This is a genomic window from Methylobacterium terricola, assembly GCF_006151805.1.
In the GTDB taxonomy this organism is placed as follows: domain Bacteria; phylum Pseudomonadota; class Alphaproteobacteria; order Rhizobiales; family Beijerinckiaceae; genus Methylobacterium; species Methylobacterium terricola.
The window spans coordinates 100,946-116,705 of record NZ_VDDA01000004.1; the positions used below are offsets into that span (position 1 = coordinate 100,946).

Below are 15,760 nucleotides of genomic sequence, written 5' to 3' on the forward strand. Positions count from 1 at the left end.
GTGCCCTGCGCGCCGGGGTGGCCTGCCTGCCCGCGTCTTGCATGGCCGGCCCGAATTGCTAGCTCACGCTGACACGATTCCCGGAGAGCCCCGGCATGAACGCCCGTCCCGACGCCCGCGACTTCGCGGCTCCGCAGAAATTCGGCATCGGCCAGTCCGTGAAGCGGGCCGAGGACCCGGTGCTGGTGCGGGGCGAGGGCCGCTACACCGACGACCTCGCCCTCGACGGCCAGGCTTACGGCGTGTTCGTGCGCAGCCCGGTCGCCCACGGCCTTCTTCGCGGCATCGACGCCGAGGCGGCTCTGGCGATGCCGGGCGTGCTGACCGTCGTCACCGCCGCCGACCTCGACGGCTACGGCGCGATCGGCAACGCCCTGCCGTTCAAGAACCAGGACGGCACGCCGATGCGCAAGCCGCCCCAGGCCTCGCTCAGCACCGACCGGGTGCGCTACACCGGCGAGCCGGTGGCCCTGGTGGTGGCCGAGACCCTGGCCGAGGCCCGCGACGCCGCGGAAGCCGTGGTGCTCGACATCGCCGACCTGCCCGTCGTGACGACGCCCGACGAGGCCGCAGCCGAGGGCGCTCCGCTCTTGCACGACGACGCGCCCGGCAACCTCGCCCTCGATTTCCGCACCGGCGACCAGGCGGCGACGGAAGCGGCCTTCGCGCAGGCCGCCCACGTCGCCTCCCTCGACCTCCTCAACAACCGCCTCGTCATCAACCCGATGGAGCCGCGCTCGGCGATCGGCGTCTACGAGCCGGAGGACGGCCGCTTTACCCTGCATGTCGGCTCGCAGGGCGTGTTCGGTCTCCGCAACAGCCTCGCCGAGGGTGTCTTGAAGCTGCCCCGCGACAAGGTGCGGGTGGTCACCGGCAATGTCGGCGGCTCGTTCGGCATGAAGGCGCCGGTCTATCCCGAATACCTGCCGCTCCTGGAGGCGGCCAAGCGCCTCGGCCGGCCGGTGAAGTGGACCGACCTGCGCTCCGAGAGCTTCCTCTCCGACCATCACGGCCGCGACGTCGCGGTGACGGCGGACCTCGCCCTCGACGCGGACGGCAACTTCCTGGCCTTCCGGGTCAAGGGCCGGGCCAATATGGGCGGCTACCTCAACCCGCTCTCGCCGCTGTTCCAGACCGTCAATATCGCCCGCAACATGGTCGGCGTGTACCGCACCCCGGTCTTCGACGTGGCGATCGAGTGCCTCTACACCAACACCACGCCGATCGGCGCCTATCGCGGCGCCGGGCGGCCGGAGGGCAACTACTTCATCGAGCGGCTGATCGACACGGCCGCCGCCGAGATGAACCTCGACCGGGTGAGTCTACGCCAGCGCAACCACATCCGCCCGGCCGACATGCCCTACCAGGCGCCCTCCGGCCTCACCTACGACAGCGGCGACTTCCCGGCCGTGCTCGACCGGGCGCTTGCGGCCGCCGACTGGGACGGCTTTGCCGCCCGCCGGGCCGAGAGCGAGGCGCGGGGCAAGCTCCGCGGCATCGGCATCGGCGACTATCTCGAGATCACCGCACCGCCGACCAACGAGATGGGCGGCCTGCGCTTCGAGGCCGACGGCACGGTGACGATCGTCACCGGCACCCTCGATTACGGCCAGGGCCACCTGACGCCCTTCGCCCAGATCCTCAACGATCGCCTCGGCATCCCGGTCGACCGCGTGCGCCTGCTCCAGGGCGACAGCGATCAGCTCATCGCCGGCGGCGGCACCGGCGGCTCGAAGTCGCTGATGGCGAGCGGCACCGCGATCGTCGAGGCCGGCGACCTCGTCATCGCCAAGGGCCGCGAGGCCGCCGCCTCCGTGCTGGAAGCCGGCCTGGCCGACATCGAGTTCCGCGACGGCCGCTTCACCATCGCGGGCACCGACCGGGGCATCGGCCTCCTGGAGCTTGCCGCCAAGGTACGGGCCGGCCTGCCCGATCCGGCGGCGCCGAAGAGCCTCGACGTCGCCCATACCCACAAGGAATCGCCCTCGGCCTTCCCGAACGGCTGCCACGTCGCCGAGGTCGAGGTCGATCCCGAGACCGGCGTCGCCACGGTGGTGCGCTACACCACCGTCAACGATTTCGGCACGCTCGTGAACCCGATGCTGGTCGAGGGCCAGCTCCATGGCGGCATCGTCCAGGGCATCGGCCAGGCGCTGATGGAGCGCACGGCCTATGACGAGCAGGGCCAGCTCGTGACCGGATCGTTCATGGATTACTGCCTGCCGCGGGCCTCCGACGCCCCGTTCATGGGCTTCGAGAGCCACGCCGTGCCCGCCACCACCAACCCGCTCGGGGTGAAGGGCTGCGGCGAGGCCGGTTGCGCCGGCTCGCTGCCCTCCGTGATGAACGCCCTCGTCGATGCCCTGCGCCCCCGCGGCATCCGTCACATCAACATGCCGGCGACGCCGCAGGCGATCTGGTCGGCGTTGCAGGAGGTGGGTGAGGCCGCATGAGCGATCCCGTGACCCTGGCGGCGCAAGCCCGCGTCGATACGGCGAATGGCAGTCGCTATCTCACCCAGCTGTGCAAGCACTGGAGCCACAAGTTCCCCGACACGACCTTCACGCCGGAGCGCGGCGTGGTGCCGTTCGGGGAGGGCCGCCGCTTCACCGCCGAGGCCGACCCGGAGGGCCTGACCCTGCGGGTCGAGGCAATGGACCGGGAGGCGCTGACCCGGATGCAGGGCGTGGTGGCCGAGCACCTCGCCCGCTTCGCCTTCCGGGAGGATCTCGGCGGCATCGCCTGGACGCGGGTGGGGTGAGCGGGCGGCCGCGCTCCATGCCATGGAGAGCGGAGCCCGGATCCGAGGAGACTCGACTCGCAGTCCGGAAACCGCAGGGGTTGGAGAATCAGGCCGAGAGCGTCCAGATTGCCTGGATCGCCCTGAGCGCTTCTGGATTCCGGGCTCCGCTTTCGCGACCCTGGAACGACGATGAGGGCGTAACGACGATGAGGGTGTCATGCCCGCTGGCGGACACCGTTCGTGCATCGGCACCCCGCACATCTGAACCGAAAGTATGCCATTCATGACGAACGCCCCTGACTTCGACGCCCGCCTCGACCGGCTCGCCGAGGTCGCCGTGAGGGTCGGGCTCGGGCTGCGGCCCGGGCAGGAGCTGGTGATGACGGCGCCCCTCGACGCGCTGCCGCTGGCCCGCCGCATCACCGCCCAGGCCTACAAGGCCGGCGCCTCGGTGGTGACGACCCTGCTCGCCGACGACCAGGCGACGCTCGCCCGCTTCGAGCACGGCCACGACGACGCCTTCGACAAGGCCGCCGCCTGGCTCTACGAGGGCATGGCGCAGGCCTATCGCAGCGGCGCCGCGCGGCTCGCCATCTCGGGCGACGATCCCTCGCTCCTCGCCGGCCAGGACCCCGACAAGGTGGCCCGCGCCAACCGCGCCCGCTCCAAGGCCTACATGCCGGCGCTGGAGCAGATCGCCAACTTCGCCACCAACTGGACCATCGTCTCGGCGGCGAACCCGGCCTGGGCCCGCACGGTGTTCCCGGACCTGCCCGAGGACCAGGCGGTCGCCCGGCTGTGGGACGCGATCTTCGCGGCGTCCCGGGTCGACGGGCCGGACCCGGTCGGCGCCTGGGCGGCGCATAACCGGGCGCTCAGCGACCGCACCGCGACGCTCAACGCCCGCCGCTTCGCCGCCCTGCATTTCCGCGGTCCCGGCACCGACCTGACCGTCGGCCTCGCCGACGACCACGAATGGTGCGGCGGCGCCACCACGGCGAAGAACGGCATCGTCTGCAACGCCAACATCCCGACTGAGGAGGTCTTCACCACACCGCACCGCTTGCGGGTGCAGGGGCATGTCAGCGCGACGAAGCCCCTCTCCTACCAGGGTACCCTGATCGACGGGATCGCGGTGCGCTTCGAGGAGGGCCGCATCGTGGAGGCCTCGGCCCGCACCGGCGGCAACGTGCTCGCCAAGGTGATCGACACCGACGAGGGCGCGCGGCGCCTCGGCGAGGTCGCGCTGGTGCCGGCCTCCTCGCCGATCTCGGCCTCGGGTCTATTGTTCTGCAACACCCTCTACGACGAGAACGCCGCGAGCCACATCGCGCTCGGCCAGGCCTACAGCAAATGCTTCCGGGACGGCGGCGCGGGCTTGAGCGAGCAGGACCTCGCGGCGCGCGGCGCCAACCGCAGCCTGATCCACATCGACTGGATGATCGGCTCGGCCGAGGTCGACGTCGACGGGGTGACGCCGGAGGGCAGGCCTGAGCCGCTGATGCGCCGGGGCGAGTGGGTCGACTGACCCCCTACCCCACGAAGATCAGCCGCTTGCCGCGGTTCTCGCCGCGATAGAGCGAGGCGATGGCCCCGGGGGCGGTCTCGATGCCCTCGGAGATGTCCTCATCGAGGATCAAGCGGCCTTGCGCGTACCAGCCCGCGAGGTCGGCGACCGCCGCCGCGAACCGGGCCTTGTGATCGAGCACCACGAAGCCGCTCCAGACCAGGCGCCGAGTCAGGATCTCGCGCTCGACGCGGGGTCCGGTCGGCGCCTCGGTCCAGCTCGCCACCGAGGCGGTGCCGCATTGGACGATCCGCCCCGCCACCGCCATGCGGCGCAGGGCGGCATCGAGGATCGGCCCGCCGACATTGTCAAAATAGACGTTCACCCCCTCCGGCGCCTCCCGGGCGAGCGCCGCGGCCCAGTCGTCGGTGTGGTAGTTCCAGGCGGCGTCGTAGCCGTAGGCCTCGCGGCAGCGGGCGACCTTGGCGTCGGCCCCGGTGAGGCCGAGCGGACGGCAGCCGAGGTTGCGGGCGATCTGGCCGACGAGGCTGCCGACCGCGCCGGCGGCGGTCGAGACCAGCACCGTCTCACCCGGCCGCGGCCGGCCGAGCTCGGTCAGCCCGAGATGGGCGGTGAGCCCGTTGAGTCCGAGAAGCCCGGCATGGGCCGAGAGCGGTACCGCCTCGGTGCAGCGCCGGAAGATCGCCGAGACCGGCACCGCCGCGTAATCCTGCCAGCCGAACCAGCCGTACAGGACTTCGCCCTCCGCGACCTCCGGGCTGTTCGAGCGCACGACGATCCCGACCGCGAGCGCCCGCATCGGGCTGCCGAGGGGCACCGGCTGCGCGTAATTGGCCTCGGCGCTGGCCCAGCCGCGCTGGGCCGGATCGACCGAGAGGTAGAGGTTGCGCACCAGGATTTCGCCCGGGCCCGGCTCCGGCACCGGAACGGCGTCGAGGCGGAAATCGTCGGGCATCGGGATGCCGGCGGGGCGGCGGGCGAGCAGCACCCGGCGGTTGCGGTCGGGCAGGCTGTAGGGGGGGATGTCGGTCGGGCCGGTCATGGTCGCCTCCTCCTGGCGACGCGTTCGTCCGGCGCCGCTCGTCGCGATCCGGCGCGGGAACCGCCCGTTCGCAGGGAACCAATCCTACACGATCATGCCGCCGTGGACAGGCTACAGTGCCTTCTCACTATAGAGCCGCCCCATTCCCGGACGACTACAACGCAGTGGAAGGAGATCCGGGATCCAGCATAAGAAGTCGCGAAGCGTCCGCTTGTCTGCAACGGTGCTGCACACAGAGCCGCTTCGCAGCGAGTCTTACGTCTGGATCCCGGATCTCCTTCCGCTGACGCTTCGGTCGTCCGGGAAGGGGCGGTGCGTCGGTGACGGGCCAAGAAACGGGCCAAGCAAACCGACCTTCACAGCCCCGGACCCTTCGCCGCCCCGAGGATCCGCCCCGGCCCGTTATTCTCGGTCTGGAGCATCACGACGTAGGAATCGGCGTCGGCGGCCGCCAAGGCCGTGCGGGGCACCTCGTAATGCGCCGCCGCGCCGCGCCAACTCCCGACATGGTACATGCCGCGCACCACATTGCGGTAGGTCATGGTGCGGCCGCGGTTCTCGCCGCGCCCGATCGCGACCTCGCGGGTCCGGGCGACCGGCAGCAGCCACACTTCCGCACTGCGCCCGGTCTCGGGGCTCGCGCCGACATCGATCACGATGCGGTCGGGCGAGGCCTCGCTGCGGATCGCCACCGGCAGGCTCGCGGCGGTGCCGGGGTCGCGGATGCTGCGCTCCAGCGCCGCCCGGTCGGAGCCGACCACCGTCGCAGCGCCGTTCACCACCGCCTGCGGGGTGAAGACCTGCCGGTCGCCGCGCATGCTCGCATAGGCGCGCTGGCGCGCGGTGAAGGAGGTGCTGGCGAGCGTGTCCTTCCAGCCGAGATAGTCCCAGTAGGTCACCGGAAGGGTCAGGGCGATCACTCCGGGATCGCGGGCGAGCTCGTTCACCAGCCGGTCCGCCGGCGGGCAGGAGGAGCAGCCCTGGCTGGTGAACAGCTCGACCACGGCCCGCGGGGCGGCATCCTGGGCGCGCGCCGGACCGAGGAGGCCGAGGCCGACCGGGACCAGGCCGGCGAGCAGGCGGTGGAGGGGCACGCGCGTCATGCCTCATCAACACCCGGCGGATGGGCGGAGAGAAGTCACGTTAGCTTGAGGCGCGCGCGCCCGGCGCCCGGGCCGCCGCCGCGCGGGGCAGCATGGCGGGACGCCAGCGCCGGTGCATCCAGAGCCATTGCTCGGGATGCTCGCGCACCCAGGCCGCGATCACGTCCGTCATCGCCTGCATGGCGCCCTGCACGTCGATCGTGCCGTCGGCATCGCGGGGCAGGTCGAGGGCAGGGGTCAGCTCCAGGCGGAAGCGGTCGCCGGGCAGGCGGATCACCCGCACGCCGTGGACCGGGCAGTCGTAGTGCCGGGCGAGCTTGGCGAGCAGCGGGTTGACCAGGGCCGGGTGCCCGAGGAAATCCACCACCACGCCGCGGGTGAAGTGCTGGTCGACCAGCATGCCGAGATGGCCGCCGCGCGCCACCACGCCCTGCATCGCGAAGGCGGCACCCGGCCCGGCCGCGGTCAGGCCGCCCATCGTGGCGCGGCGCACCTCCTGCACCAGCTGCGCGGCGGCCGGGCTGTTCGGCGGGCGAAACACCGCGCTCGCCTCCAGGCCGAACCGGGCGGCGCAGATCGCCGGCAATTCCCAGTTGCCGAGATGGGCCGAGAAGATCAGCCCCGGCTTGCCGTCGTCGCGCAAGGCGAAGAAGTGCTCGATGCCCGCGACCTCGATTCGCCCGGGCTCCGCCGCCTCCGGGTCGTAGTCGAAGATCTCGGCGAGGTGGGCGTACTCGGCGCCGGTGCGGCCGAGATTGTCCCAGGAGCCGAGGGCGATGGCGGCGATCTCGGCCTCGCTCCGGTCCGGGAAGGACTGGCGCAGGTTCTTGAGCGCCGTGCGGTGCGAGGGCAGCCGGGGGCCGACCGTCCGGGCGATCGCCGCGCCCGCCGCCGCGGCGCGGGCCGGGCCCAGCAGGCGGGCGAGCCCGAACAGGGCCCGCACCACGACAACCATCGGCAGGCCGGCGAGGCGGGACAGGGCGCGGTAGAGCCTCAGCTTCAGGCGCAGCACGACGAACTCACGAAGCATTCCGGGGCGGGAGAGCGACACAACAGGAGGCGGGGTACGGAATCGCCCGATCCCGTACCCCGCCTCTTCTCGCGCTGGATGCGTTTGTGCAAGGGCGCGGGGGCGATGTCCGTACACTTCCCCGGCGCCTGTGGCCGTCAGAGCGTCACGAGGATCTTGCCGAACACTTTTCGCGATTCCAGCCGCTCCAGCCCCTGCGCGAAATCGGCCAGCGGCAGCACGGTGTCGATCACCGGATTCATGCCGTCCGCCATCTTGGCGAGCGCGTCGCGGATGTTGGCGATGCGGCAGCCGAACGAGCCGGTGATGCGGTATTGCTGCTGGAACAGCTGCATCAGGTTCATGGTGGTGGAGACGCCGGAGGTCGACCCGCAGGTCACGAGCCGGCCGCCGCGCTTGAGGCAGAGCAGCGAGCCGTTCCAGGTCTCGGGCCCGACATGCTCGAACACCACATCGACGCCCTTGCGCTTCGTGGCCTTGCGCACCTCGCCCTCGAAGCGCTCGGTGCGGTAGTTGATGACGTGATCGGCGCCGAGGGCCTTCGCCTTCTCGCCCTTGGCGTCGTCGCCGACGGTGGTGAACACCGTGCAGCCGATCGCCTTCGCCATCTTGATCGCCGTGGTGCCGATGCCCGATCCGCCGGCATGGACCAGGATGGTCTCGCCCGGCTCGAGCTTCGCGTTGTCGAACAGCATGTGCTGCACGGTGCCGAAGGCGATCGGCGCGCAGGCCGCGTCGGTGAAGCTGACGCTGTCGGGCACCCGCACCACGAGGCGGGCCGGCAGGTTCACGAGTTCGCGCGCGAAGCCGTCGACGTGGAAGCCGAGCACCCCGCCCACGTCCTCGCACAGGTTGTCGCGGCCCTCGCGGCAGGCGCGGCATTGCCCGCAGGTGAGCGCACCGTAGGGCGCGACCTTGTCGCCGACCTTCAAGCCCTCGACGCCCTCGCCGAGCGCCGCGATCTCGCCGGCCGCCTCGGCCCCAACGGTGAGCGGCAGCTTGCGCTTGGCGAAGGCCATGCCGCGGAAGCCCCACACGTCGATGAAGTTGAGGCCGACGGCGCGGACCCGGATCTGCACCTCGCCGGGGCCGGGAGCGTCCGGATCGGGGACCTCGGTCAGGCGCAGGTCGCGGTCGCCGAAGAGCTGGAGGGCTTTCATGGGGGTCCTATGGTGTCTCGCGGGGCAGCCTCGCGGATCCGGCCCGGGGTCGCAGTCGCGATCGTCGCCAGGCTGGCGCGGTCCCCTTCTCCCGTGTGGGAGAGGGGTTCGGGGTGAGGGTGCTACGGCTCCGAGGCATGCTCCGACCGTCCCGCTGCCAGCACGACGCTCAGCGATCCCGACTGAGGCGTGTCACCCCTCCCCCTCTCGGCAAAGGGGATCCCGCGCTGCAACCTCGCACGGGACTTAAACGGAGGGGGACAGCTCGGCAACGCCACCTCACTCAGGCGTCAGGTACCGCCGCCGCGCCCACCCGACGATCGGCCCGAGCTTCACCCGGCACCAGGTCAGACCGCTCGGGGTCTCGTTGGTGCAGCCGAAGCCGCGCAGCCGACCGCGGGCCGGGGCCTGCCCGAGCGCCGGCGAATCGGCGTCCGGCGCCTCGCGGATGCTGAGCGTGTCGCCCGGGGGCAGCCCCTCGACCCGGAAGAACTCGGGACGGCCGAATTCCTGGGCCGAGGCCCAGGTCGGTGCGAGGAGGAGGGGCGCCGCCGCTGCGGCGGCGCACACGAGGGGGTGCCGCATGGTCCGTTTCGTCAGGTGCGGTGGATGCCCATCATCGCGGTGAGGCCGCCATCCACCGGCAGCACCGTGCCGGTGATGTAGCCCGCCGCGGGGCTCACCAGGAATGCGACCAGATCGGCCACCTCCTCGGGCGCGGCGAAGCGCCCGGTCGGGATCTGCTTCTCCATCCCGGCGCGATGGGCGGCGTAGGGCGCCATCATGTCGGTGTCGATGAAGCCCGGCGCCACCACGTTGACGGTGACGCCGCGCCGCGCCGACTCGATCGCCAGCGTCCGGCAATAGGCGATCAGCGCGCCCTTGCTCGCCGCATAGGCCGCGTTGCCCGGATTGGCCTGGAGCGCCGCCACCGAGCCGATCGCCACGATGCGCCCGGCCTTGGCCCGGGTCATCGGCCGCACCAGCGCCTTGGCGAGGCGGGTCAGCGACCAGAAATTGACCTGCATGGCGGCTTCCGCCCGGTCCTGGTCGAGCACCGCCGCGAGGCTGTCGCAGGGCTGGCCGGCATTGTGGACGAGGCCGAACACGCCCTCGCCTTCCATCACGCCGCAGAAATCGTCGAGCGCCGCCTTGTCGGACAGGTCGACGGCGTGGGGCCGCATCCGCTGCGCGGGATAGAGCGCGGTGAGTTCGAGCGCCAGCGCCTCGGCGGCGTCGCGCGAGCCGCGATAGGTGAAATCGACGTCGTGGCCGCTGGCCGCCAGCGACCGCACGATCGCGGCGCCGAGGCCCCGCCCGCCTCCGGTGACGAGGACGCGGCGATTGTGCACGGGCGCGCTCATGCCGGTTCCGCCCCGAACACCAGGCAGGTATTCTGGCCGCCGAAGCCGAAGGAGTTCGACAGCACCGTCCGCACCGGCACGTCGCGCGCCGTCGTGACCACGTCGAGGGGGATGGCCGGGTCGGGCACGGCGTAGTTCAGGGTCGGCGGCACCCGGCCATGGGCGAGGGTGAGGAGCGAGAACGCCGCCTCGACCGCGCCGGCCGCGGTGAGCGTGTGGCCGATCATCGACTTGTTCGACGAGATCGGCACCGCGCGCATGCGCTCGCCGAGCACCGCGAGGCAGCCCATCGCCTCCATCTTGTCGTTCTCCGGCGTGCCGGTGCCGTGGGCGTTCACGGTATCGATCTGGTCCGGGTGCAGGCCGGCATCGTCGAGCGCCGCCCGGATCGCCGCGATGATCGGCGCGCCGTCCGGGCTCGAGCGGGTGCGGTGGAAGCCGTCGCCCTTCTCGCCGCAGCCGAGCACGTAGCCGAGGATGCGGGTGCCGCGGGCCCGCGCGCTCGCGGCGTTCTCCAGCACCAGGGCGGCGGCGCCCTCGCCCATCACGAAGCCGTCGCGGTTCTTGGCGAAGGGCTTGGAGGCGGCCTCCGGCGGGTCGTTCTGGGTCGAGAGGGCGGAGAGCAGCGAGAACCGGATCAGCGATTCCGGGTTCACCGAGCCGTCGGTGCCGATGCAGAGGGCCGCCTCGACCTCGCCGCGCCGGATCGCCTCGACGCCGAGCTGGATCGCGGTCGCGCCCGACGAGCAGGCGGTCGAGAGCGAGATCGGCGAGCCCCTGGTGCCGAACCGGTCGGCGATGCGGTCGGCGACCGTGCCGAAGATGAACAGGTCGTGCCAGTCGTCGAAGCGCCGGCTGGCGGCCGCCCGCAGCAGGTCGGCATAGGTGACGTCGCCGTTCGAGGCCGCGGCCTCGGCCAGCGCCTGGCGCTGCGGCCACTCGATCTCGACCGGCGGCACCGCCATGAACAGGGCGCCGGGGAAGTCCCCCGAGAGGCCGGCCTGCCCGATCGCCTCCGCGGCGGCAGCCTCGGCGAAGCGCTCGGACAGGAGCGGCGCCACCATCGGGTCGGCGGCGATGAAGTCGACCGTGCCGGCGATGCGGGTACGCAGGCCCTCGGTCGGGAAGCGGGTGATGGCGTGGATGCCCGAGCGGCCGGCGGTGAGGGCGGCCCAGTTGTCGGTCACGCCCTTGCCGAGGGAGGTCACCACGCCGAGGCCGGTGACCGCCACCAGCGGGCGGCCCATCGCGTCGCGGTCGCGGCTCATCGGCCCTCTCCTGCGGTGGTGAGGCGCAGCACGCCCTCGCCCCGGCGATGGCCGACCGTCGTGACGGCGACCTCGCGCGCCTCGCCCGCCGCCACCAGGGCGGTCGCGAGCGCCACGCCGAAGGGGGCGGCGGCCTCCAGGGTGTGCCCGGTGATGTCGCCGAGCGCCCGGACCGGCGCCTGCGGCGCCAGGGTCGCCAGCGCGTCGCGCTCCTCGCCGGTGATGCCTCCGCAGCCGGTGGCGGCCGAGATCACGGCATCGGGGGTGCCGAGGCCGGTTCTGCTCCACAGGTTCGCGAGGCTCGCGGCGACGCTGCCGGAGGCGCGCTTCGTCCGGTCGCTCGCCACCGCGTCGAGCCGGGCGAGCGCGCGGGCGCTGCGCGCCCTCGCGTGATCCTCGGCCTCGAGCACCAGGAAGGCGGCACCGGAGCCGAGGATGAAGCCGGGCGCCTCGGCCCTTTCGAAGATCGGGCGGTACCGGGGCTTGCTCAGATGCCCGCCCATCTCGTGGATCAGGAGCACGTCGGCCCGCTCGGCATTGTACGAGCCGCCGACGAGGACGATGTCGATCTGGCCGGCGGCGATGCGGGCCTGCGCGATCCGCAGGGCATCCACGCCGCTCGATTCCTCGCCCATGAAGGTGCGCGAGGCGCCGGTGACGCCGTGCACGATGGCGATGTTGCCGGCGAGCAGGTTCGAGAGCTGGGCGAGGAACAGCGTCGGGCGCAGGTCGTTCTGCAGCCGCTCGTTGAGGTAGGCGCCGGGATCGGCGGCGTTGCGCAGGCCGGTGAGGATCTGGCCGTCGACCGTGTAATCGCGCTCGCCGCCGCCGGCTGCCACGACGAGATGCATGCCGGCCTTCAGGGCCGCATCCGCCTTGGCGCCGGCCGCCTCCAGGGCGAGGCCGGCGGCGTAGACGCCGAGGCGCTGCCACGGCTCCATCTGGCGCTGGTCGGATTTCTTGGGAATTTGCCCGTCGAGGGTCAGGGGCGCGACCGGATGCACCGGATAGGGGGCGAAGGTCTCGGAATCGCTGCGCGGCGCCTCGCCGGAGCGAGTGGCCGCGAGATGCGCCGCAACGCCCTCGCCGGCGCAGGAGACGAGCCCGAGGCCCGTGACGACGACGTTCCGAGTCTCGACCTGCCGGTTCACGAATCCGCTCCGTCGGGGAGGCCGATGCGGGCGGTGCGCTCGCGCATCAGCGCGCCGAGCCCGTCCGGGAACGGCATGGTCCTGAACCGCAATTCGGCATTGCAGATCGGCTTGCCCTCGGACCGGATCGCCGCCTTGGTCACGGCGTAGCCCGAGCCGTCATGCTCCAGGCTCGCCTCGACCTCGAGCTCGGCACCGGGGCCGACGAAGGTGCGGAAGCGCGCCTTGTCGACGCCCATCAGGAACGGCATGTGGCTGAACGACGCACGGGCGAGCAGCAGGTACCCGGAGGCCTGCGCCATGGTCTCGGTCAGGAGCACGCCCGGCACCAGCGGATGGCCGGGAAAGTGCCCCTCGAAGACCGGGCTCTCCTGCGGCACCGTGGCGAGCGCCGCGATGCGCCCGCTGGCGCGGTCGAGGCTCACGACCCGGTCGATCATGTCGAAATATTCGAGGCGCATCCCCGCGGCCGCCTAAACCCGGATCAGACCTTGGCGGCTTTCTCGGCCACCAGGCCGTCGATGCGCTCGCACAGGTTCTTCAGCACGAAGTACTGCTCGGCCGGGACCTTGCCCTCGTTGACCTCCTGGGTCCACTGCTCGAGGGGCAGCTTGATCCCGAAGGTCTTGTCGATCTCGAAGGCGATGTCGAGGAAGGCCAGGCTGTCGATGCCCAGATCGTCGATGGCGTGGCTCTCCGGCGTGATCGTCTCGCGCGGGATGTCGGCGACGTCGGCGATGATGGTGGCGACGCGGTCGAAGGTGTCGGACATGGACGTGCAGCCGTCTTCCTGCTGAGGTCTGGCTCGAACGGCGCGACCTCCGGGCACCGCCCGCACCCCGGCCACGAAACCGCCTACCCGAAACGGGTCCGCCGGGCCTCGGCCCGGTCGAGGGGCCCGCATACACGAGGGGGGCCGGGCCGGCAACCGCGGGCGTTTCCGCATCGGCCCCCCTGCCCTAGGTCACGCCGCACGAGGCCTCCGCGGAGCGGCGGCGAGGACGAACCCGTCATGGAACACGTGAAGCCCCCTCCCGGCGCGCGATCCGGATCCGCCCCGGTGGCTCCGCCGCCGCACGCCGCCGGCACCTCCGCCTTCGCCCGCGCCGCGCTCGTCGTGGCGCTCGCCGCCCTCGGCCTGTGGGTGCTGCACCCGTTCCTGCCGGCGCTCGCCTGGGCGGTGATCCTGGCCATCGCCCTGTGGCCCCTGCGCGAGCGGCTGGTGCGGATCAAGCCGCCGGGCAAGCACAACCTCCTGTGGCCGGCCTTCCTCACCCTGGCGGTCGCCCTGGTGATCCTGGTGCCGCTGGTGGTGGTCGCCGTCCAGGCCGCGCGGGAGGCGCACGACGCGGTCGCGTTCTGGCGCCAGATCGAGGAGCAGGGCTGGCCGGTGCCGGACTTCGTGTCCCACCTCCCGTTCGGCGCGGCCCAGGTCACCGCCTGGTGGCAGGAGAACCTGAGCCATCCGCAGGGCTCGTCCGAGGTGCTGAAGCGCGTCGACCAGTCGATCAACCATTCGTCGCTGGTCGGATTCGGCCGCACCTTCGGCAGCCAGATCGTCCACCGGGCGATGCTGTTCGGGTTCACCCTGCTGACGCTGTTCTTCCTGTTCCGCGACGGCCCGTCGGTGGCGGCGCAGGGGCTGTCGGCGATGCGGCGGCTGTTCGGCCCGCGCGGCGAGCGGGTGGCGCGCCAGATGGCGGCCTCGGTCCACGGCACCGTCGACGGGCTCGTGCTGGTCGGCCTCGGCGAGGGCTTCCTGCTCGGCATCGTCTATTATTTCGCCGGGGTGCCGCATCCGGTGCTGCTCGGCGCCTTCACGGCGCTCGCCGCGATGATCCCGTTCGGGGCGCCGGTCGCCTTCGGTCTCGCGGCCCTGCTCGCCGCGGCGCAGGGCGGCGTCACGGCCGCCGTCGTGGTGGCGGTCGCCGGCCTCGTCGTCACCTTCGTCGCCGACCACTTCGTCCGCCCGGCGCTGATCGGCGGCGCCACCCGGCTGCCCTTCCTGTGGGTGCTGCTCGGCATCCTCGGCGGCGTCGAGAGCTTCGGCCTGCTCGGCCTGTTCCTCGGCCCCGCCGTGATGGCGGCCTTGGTGCTGCTGTGGCGGGAATATACTGCGGGCGACGACCAGCCCGTCGCCTGATTCGGCTCGAACCTTGGATCACCCGTCCCGATGAGATGTCTGCTCCCCGCGGCCCTGCTCTCCGGCCTCGTCGCCTGTCCCGCCGCGGCGCAGTGGGACGACGTCGATCGTCCGACCGCCCGGCGGGGCTACGACGATCGCGGGCGCGAGGCCGACCGCCCGCGCTTCCGCGACCGTGACGACGACAGGCCCCGGGATGCCGGCCGTCGCGACCGCGTGGAAGCCGACCGACGGGACTTCGACCGACGGGACTTCGACCGACGGGACTTCGACCGGCGGGACTTCGGCCGCGATCCGGACGAGATCCTGCCCCGCCGCCGCGACCGGGATGGCGACCGCCGCGACGCAGACGGCCGCGTCCGGTCCGACCGCCGCTGGGACGACGGATCGCGGGCCGACCGCTACGACCGCTACGACCGCGTCGGTCCTTCGCCCTACGGCCCCGTCCCCGTGCCGCCCGCGCCGGGCGGGGTCTTCGTCGTGCCGCCGCCGATCCCCGGCGCGCGCGCCTACTGATCCGCGAAGGGTGTCCTGAGAGATTGTCTCGGAAGGTTGTCTCGATGACGCAAGTCCCGACGCTCCGCGGCGAGCCCGCCCGTCGCCTCGACGCTCTCGGCCTCACGCTGCCGCGGGTGCCGGAGCCTCGCGGCGCGTTCCTGCCGTTCTCGCGCATTGGCCCGACCCTGTGGCTCGCCGGCCAGATCTGCGAGTGGGAGGGCGAGGTCCGCTTCACCGGCCCGGTCACCGACATCGCCACCGGGCGGGAGGCGGCGCGGATCTGTGCCCTCAACCTCCTCGCCTCCCTGAGCCTCGCCCTCGACGGCGACCTCGACCGGGTGGTGCGCTGCCACCGCCTCGGCGGCTTCGTGCAGGTGGAGCCGGGCTGGCCCGACGTGCCGAAGGCGGTGAACGGCGCATCGGAGCTGATGGCGGAGCTGTTCGGCGAGGCCGGCCGCCATGCCCGCACGGCGATCGGCGTCGCGAGCCTGCCGGCCAATGCGAGCGTCGAGGTGGACGGAATCTTCGAGGTGCGGTGAGGGCGGGTGCGGCCCTGGATGGCCATGACCGAGCCGGATCAACCGTCGGCCGGTCGGGCACGCTTCCGTTTCCCGGATCTCCTTCCGCTGACGCTTCTCAGTCGTCCGGAAAAAGGGCGCGACATGGCGAGGGTTTTCGGGGACCCGGCACGGATCGGCAATCCCGTCGCCAGGTGATCACGGACCAGCGC

The 15,760-nt window shown here is 72.1% G+C and carries 16 protein-coding genes; 6 read left to right on the forward strand and 10 right to left on the reverse strand.

Annotated features, from left to right (window positions below; translation table 11 throughout):
- The first annotated feature begins 95 nt into the window (after window positions 1–95).
- The 3 genes from FF100_RS10800 to FF100_RS10810 all read left to right on the forward strand — a co-directional run bounded on the left by FF100_RS10800 (window position 96) and on the right by FF100_RS10810 (window position 4,271).
- A complete protein-coding gene (locus tag FF100_RS10800) occupies window positions 96–2,453 on the forward strand; it encodes a xanthine dehydrogenase family protein molybdopterin-binding subunit (protein WP_139035740.1) in 2,358 nt (785 codons plus the stop codon).
- The gene (locus FF100_RS10805) at window positions 2,450–2,761 is read left to right on the forward strand and encodes a DUF2218 domain-containing protein (RefSeq protein WP_139035741.1); all 312 of its coding nucleotides are present in this window, start codon (window positions 2,450–2,452) and stop codon (window positions 2,759–2,761) included. The genes FF100_RS10800 and FF100_RS10805 overlap by 4 nt, the downstream gene beginning before the upstream one ends.
- Before the next feature lie 265 nt (window positions 2,762–3,026).
- Window positions 3,027–4,271, forward strand: coding sequence for an aminopeptidase (locus tag FF100_RS10810; RefSeq protein WP_246102016.1), 1,245 nt, complete (start codon window positions 3,027–3,029; stop codon window positions 4,269–4,271).
- Between the two features lie 4 nt (window positions 4,272–4,275).
- Here FF100_RS10810 and FF100_RS10815 read toward each other — a convergent pair whose 3' ends face one another.
- The 10 genes from FF100_RS10815 to FF100_RS10860 form a co-directional block, all read right to left on the reverse strand.
- Complete coding sequence (locus FF100_RS10815; protein ID WP_205824832.1) at window positions 4,276–5,313, reverse strand: NADP-dependent oxidoreductase; 1,038 nt, start codon at window positions 5,311–5,313, stop codon at window positions 4,276–4,278.
- A gap of 356 nt (window positions 5,314–5,669) precedes the next feature.
- Window positions 5,670–6,416, reverse strand: coding sequence for a DUF1223 domain-containing protein (locus FF100_RS10820; RefSeq protein WP_139035743.1), 747 nt, complete (start codon window positions 6,414–6,416; stop codon window positions 5,670–5,672).
- 40 nt (window positions 6,417–6,456) lie between these two features.
- The gene (locus FF100_RS10825) at window positions 6,457–7,428 is read right to left on the reverse strand and encodes a lipid A biosynthesis lauroyl acyltransferase (protein WP_139035744.1); all 972 of its coding nucleotides are present in this window, start codon (window positions 7,426–7,428) and stop codon (window positions 6,457–6,459) included.
- A gap of 155 nt (window positions 7,429–7,583) precedes the next feature.
- Complete coding sequence (locus tag FF100_RS10830; RefSeq protein WP_139035745.1) at window positions 7,584–8,606, reverse strand: zinc-binding dehydrogenase; 1,023 nt, start codon at window positions 8,604–8,606, stop codon at window positions 7,584–7,586.
- A gap of 279 nt (window positions 8,607–8,885) precedes the next feature.
- Complete coding sequence (locus FF100_RS10835; RefSeq protein WP_139035746.1) at window positions 8,886–9,191, reverse strand: SH3 domain-containing protein; 306 nt, start codon at window positions 9,189–9,191, stop codon at window positions 8,886–8,888.
- An 11-nt stretch (window positions 9,192–9,202) separates the two neighbouring features.
- Window positions 9,203–9,970, reverse strand: a complete 768-nt coding sequence (locus tag FF100_RS10840; RefSeq protein ID WP_139035747.1) for an SDR family oxidoreductase — start codon at window positions 9,968–9,970, stop codon at window positions 9,203–9,205.
- Complete coding sequence (locus FF100_RS10845; protein ID WP_139035748.1) at window positions 9,967–11,238, reverse strand: beta-ketoacyl-ACP synthase; 1,272 nt, start codon at window positions 11,236–11,238, stop codon at window positions 9,967–9,969. The genes FF100_RS10840 and FF100_RS10845 overlap by 4 nt, the downstream gene beginning before the upstream one ends.
- The gene (locus FF100_RS10850) at window positions 11,235–12,389 is read right to left on the reverse strand and encodes a beta-ketoacyl-ACP synthase (RefSeq protein ID WP_139035749.1); all 1,155 of its coding nucleotides are present in this window, start codon (window positions 12,387–12,389) and stop codon (window positions 11,235–11,237) included. The genes FF100_RS10845 and FF100_RS10850 overlap by 4 nt, the downstream gene beginning before the upstream one ends.
- Window positions 12,386–12,850, reverse strand: a complete 465-nt coding sequence (locus FF100_RS10855) for a 3-hydroxyacyl-ACP dehydratase FabZ family protein (protein ID WP_139035750.1) — start codon at window positions 12,848–12,850, stop codon at window positions 12,386–12,388. The genes FF100_RS10850 and FF100_RS10855 overlap by 4 nt, the downstream gene beginning before the upstream one ends.
- A gap of 23 nt (window positions 12,851–12,873) precedes the next feature.
- On the reverse strand, window positions 12,874–13,161 hold the full coding sequence (locus FF100_RS10860; RefSeq protein WP_048462449.1) for an acyl carrier protein: 288 nt from the start codon (window positions 13,159–13,161) through the stop codon (window positions 12,874–12,876).
- 240 nt (window positions 13,162–13,401) lie between these two features.
- On the opposite strand from FF100_RS10860, the gene FF100_RS10865 reads away from it, so the two are divergent.
- Genes FF100_RS10865 through FF100_RS10875 form a run of 3 tightly spaced genes read left to right on the forward strand, consistent with a single transcriptional unit; the run spans window position 13,402 to window position 15,569 of the window.
- The gene (locus tag FF100_RS10865) at window positions 13,402–14,532 is read left to right on the forward strand and encodes an AI-2E family transporter (RefSeq protein ID WP_139035751.1); all 1,131 of its coding nucleotides are present in this window, start codon (window positions 13,402–13,404) and stop codon (window positions 14,530–14,532) included.
- A gap of 30 nt (window positions 14,533–14,562) precedes the next feature.
- Window positions 14,563–15,048, forward strand: coding sequence for a hypothetical protein (locus tag FF100_RS10870; protein ID WP_139035752.1), 486 nt, complete (start codon window positions 14,563–14,565; stop codon window positions 15,046–15,048).
- Window positions 15,049–15,092: 44 nt separating this feature from the next.
- Window positions 15,093–15,569: a RidA family protein gene (locus FF100_RS10875; protein ID WP_139035753.1), complete on the forward strand. Its 477-nt coding sequence runs from the start codon at window positions 15,093–15,095 to the stop codon at window positions 15,567–15,569.
- The last annotated feature ends 191 nt before the right edge of the window (window positions 15,570–15,760 follow it).

Excerpts from the sequence above, each read along its gene's own strand:
- FF100_RS10815 (WP_205824832.1), bottom strand. The coding sequence starts at position 5,313 with ATGACCGGCCCGACCGACATCCCCCCCTACAGCCTGCCCGACCGCAAC.
- FF100_RS10840 (WP_139035747.1), bottom strand. The coding sequence starts at position 9,970 with ATGAGCGCGCCCGTGCACAATCGCCGCGTCCTCGTCACCGGAGGCGGG.
- FF100_RS10820 (WP_139035743.1), bottom strand. The coding sequence starts at position 6,416 with ATGACGCGCGTGCCCCTCCACCGCCTGCTCGCCGGCCTGGTCCCGGTC.
- FF100_RS10835 (WP_139035746.1), bottom strand. The coding sequence starts at position 9,191 with ATGCGGCACCCCCTCGTGTGCGCCGCCGCAGCGGCGGCGCCCCTCCTC.
- FF100_RS10875 (WP_139035753.1), top strand. The coding sequence starts at position 15,093 with ATGACGCAAGTCCCGACGCTCCGCGGCGAGCCCGCCCGTCGCCTCGAC.
- FF100_RS10870 (WP_139035752.1), top strand. The coding sequence starts at position 14,563 with ATGAGATGTCTGCTCCCCGCGGCCCTGCTCTCCGGCCTCGTCGCCTGT.
- FF100_RS10860 (WP_048462449.1), bottom strand. The coding sequence starts at position 13,161 with ATGTCCGACACCTTCGACCGCGTCGCCACCATCATCGCCGACGTCGCC.
- FF100_RS10800 (WP_139035740.1), top strand. The coding sequence starts at position 96 with ATGAACGCCCGTCCCGACGCCCGCGACTTCGCGGCTCCGCAGAAATTC.
- FF100_RS10865 (WP_139035751.1), top strand. The coding sequence starts at position 13,402 with ATGGAACACGTGAAGCCCCCTCCCGGCGCGCGATCCGGATCCGCCCCG.
- FF100_RS10855 (WP_139035750.1), bottom strand. The coding sequence starts at position 12,850 with ATGCGCCTCGAATATTTCGACATGATCGACCGGGTCGTGAGCCTCGAC.
- FF100_RS10805 (WP_139035741.1), top strand. The coding sequence starts at position 2,450 with ATGAGCGATCCCGTGACCCTGGCGGCGCAAGCCCGCGTCGATACGGCG.
- FF100_RS10810 (WP_246102016.1), top strand. The coding sequence starts at position 3,027 with ATGACGAACGCCCCTGACTTCGACGCCCGCCTCGACCGGCTCGCCGAG.
- FF100_RS10845 (WP_139035748.1), bottom strand. The coding sequence starts at position 11,238 with ATGAGCCGCGACCGCGACGCGATGGGCCGCCCGCTGGTGGCGGTCACC.
- FF100_RS10830 (WP_139035745.1), bottom strand. The coding sequence starts at position 8,606 with ATGAAAGCCCTCCAGCTCTTCGGCGACCGCGACCTGCGCCTGACCGAG.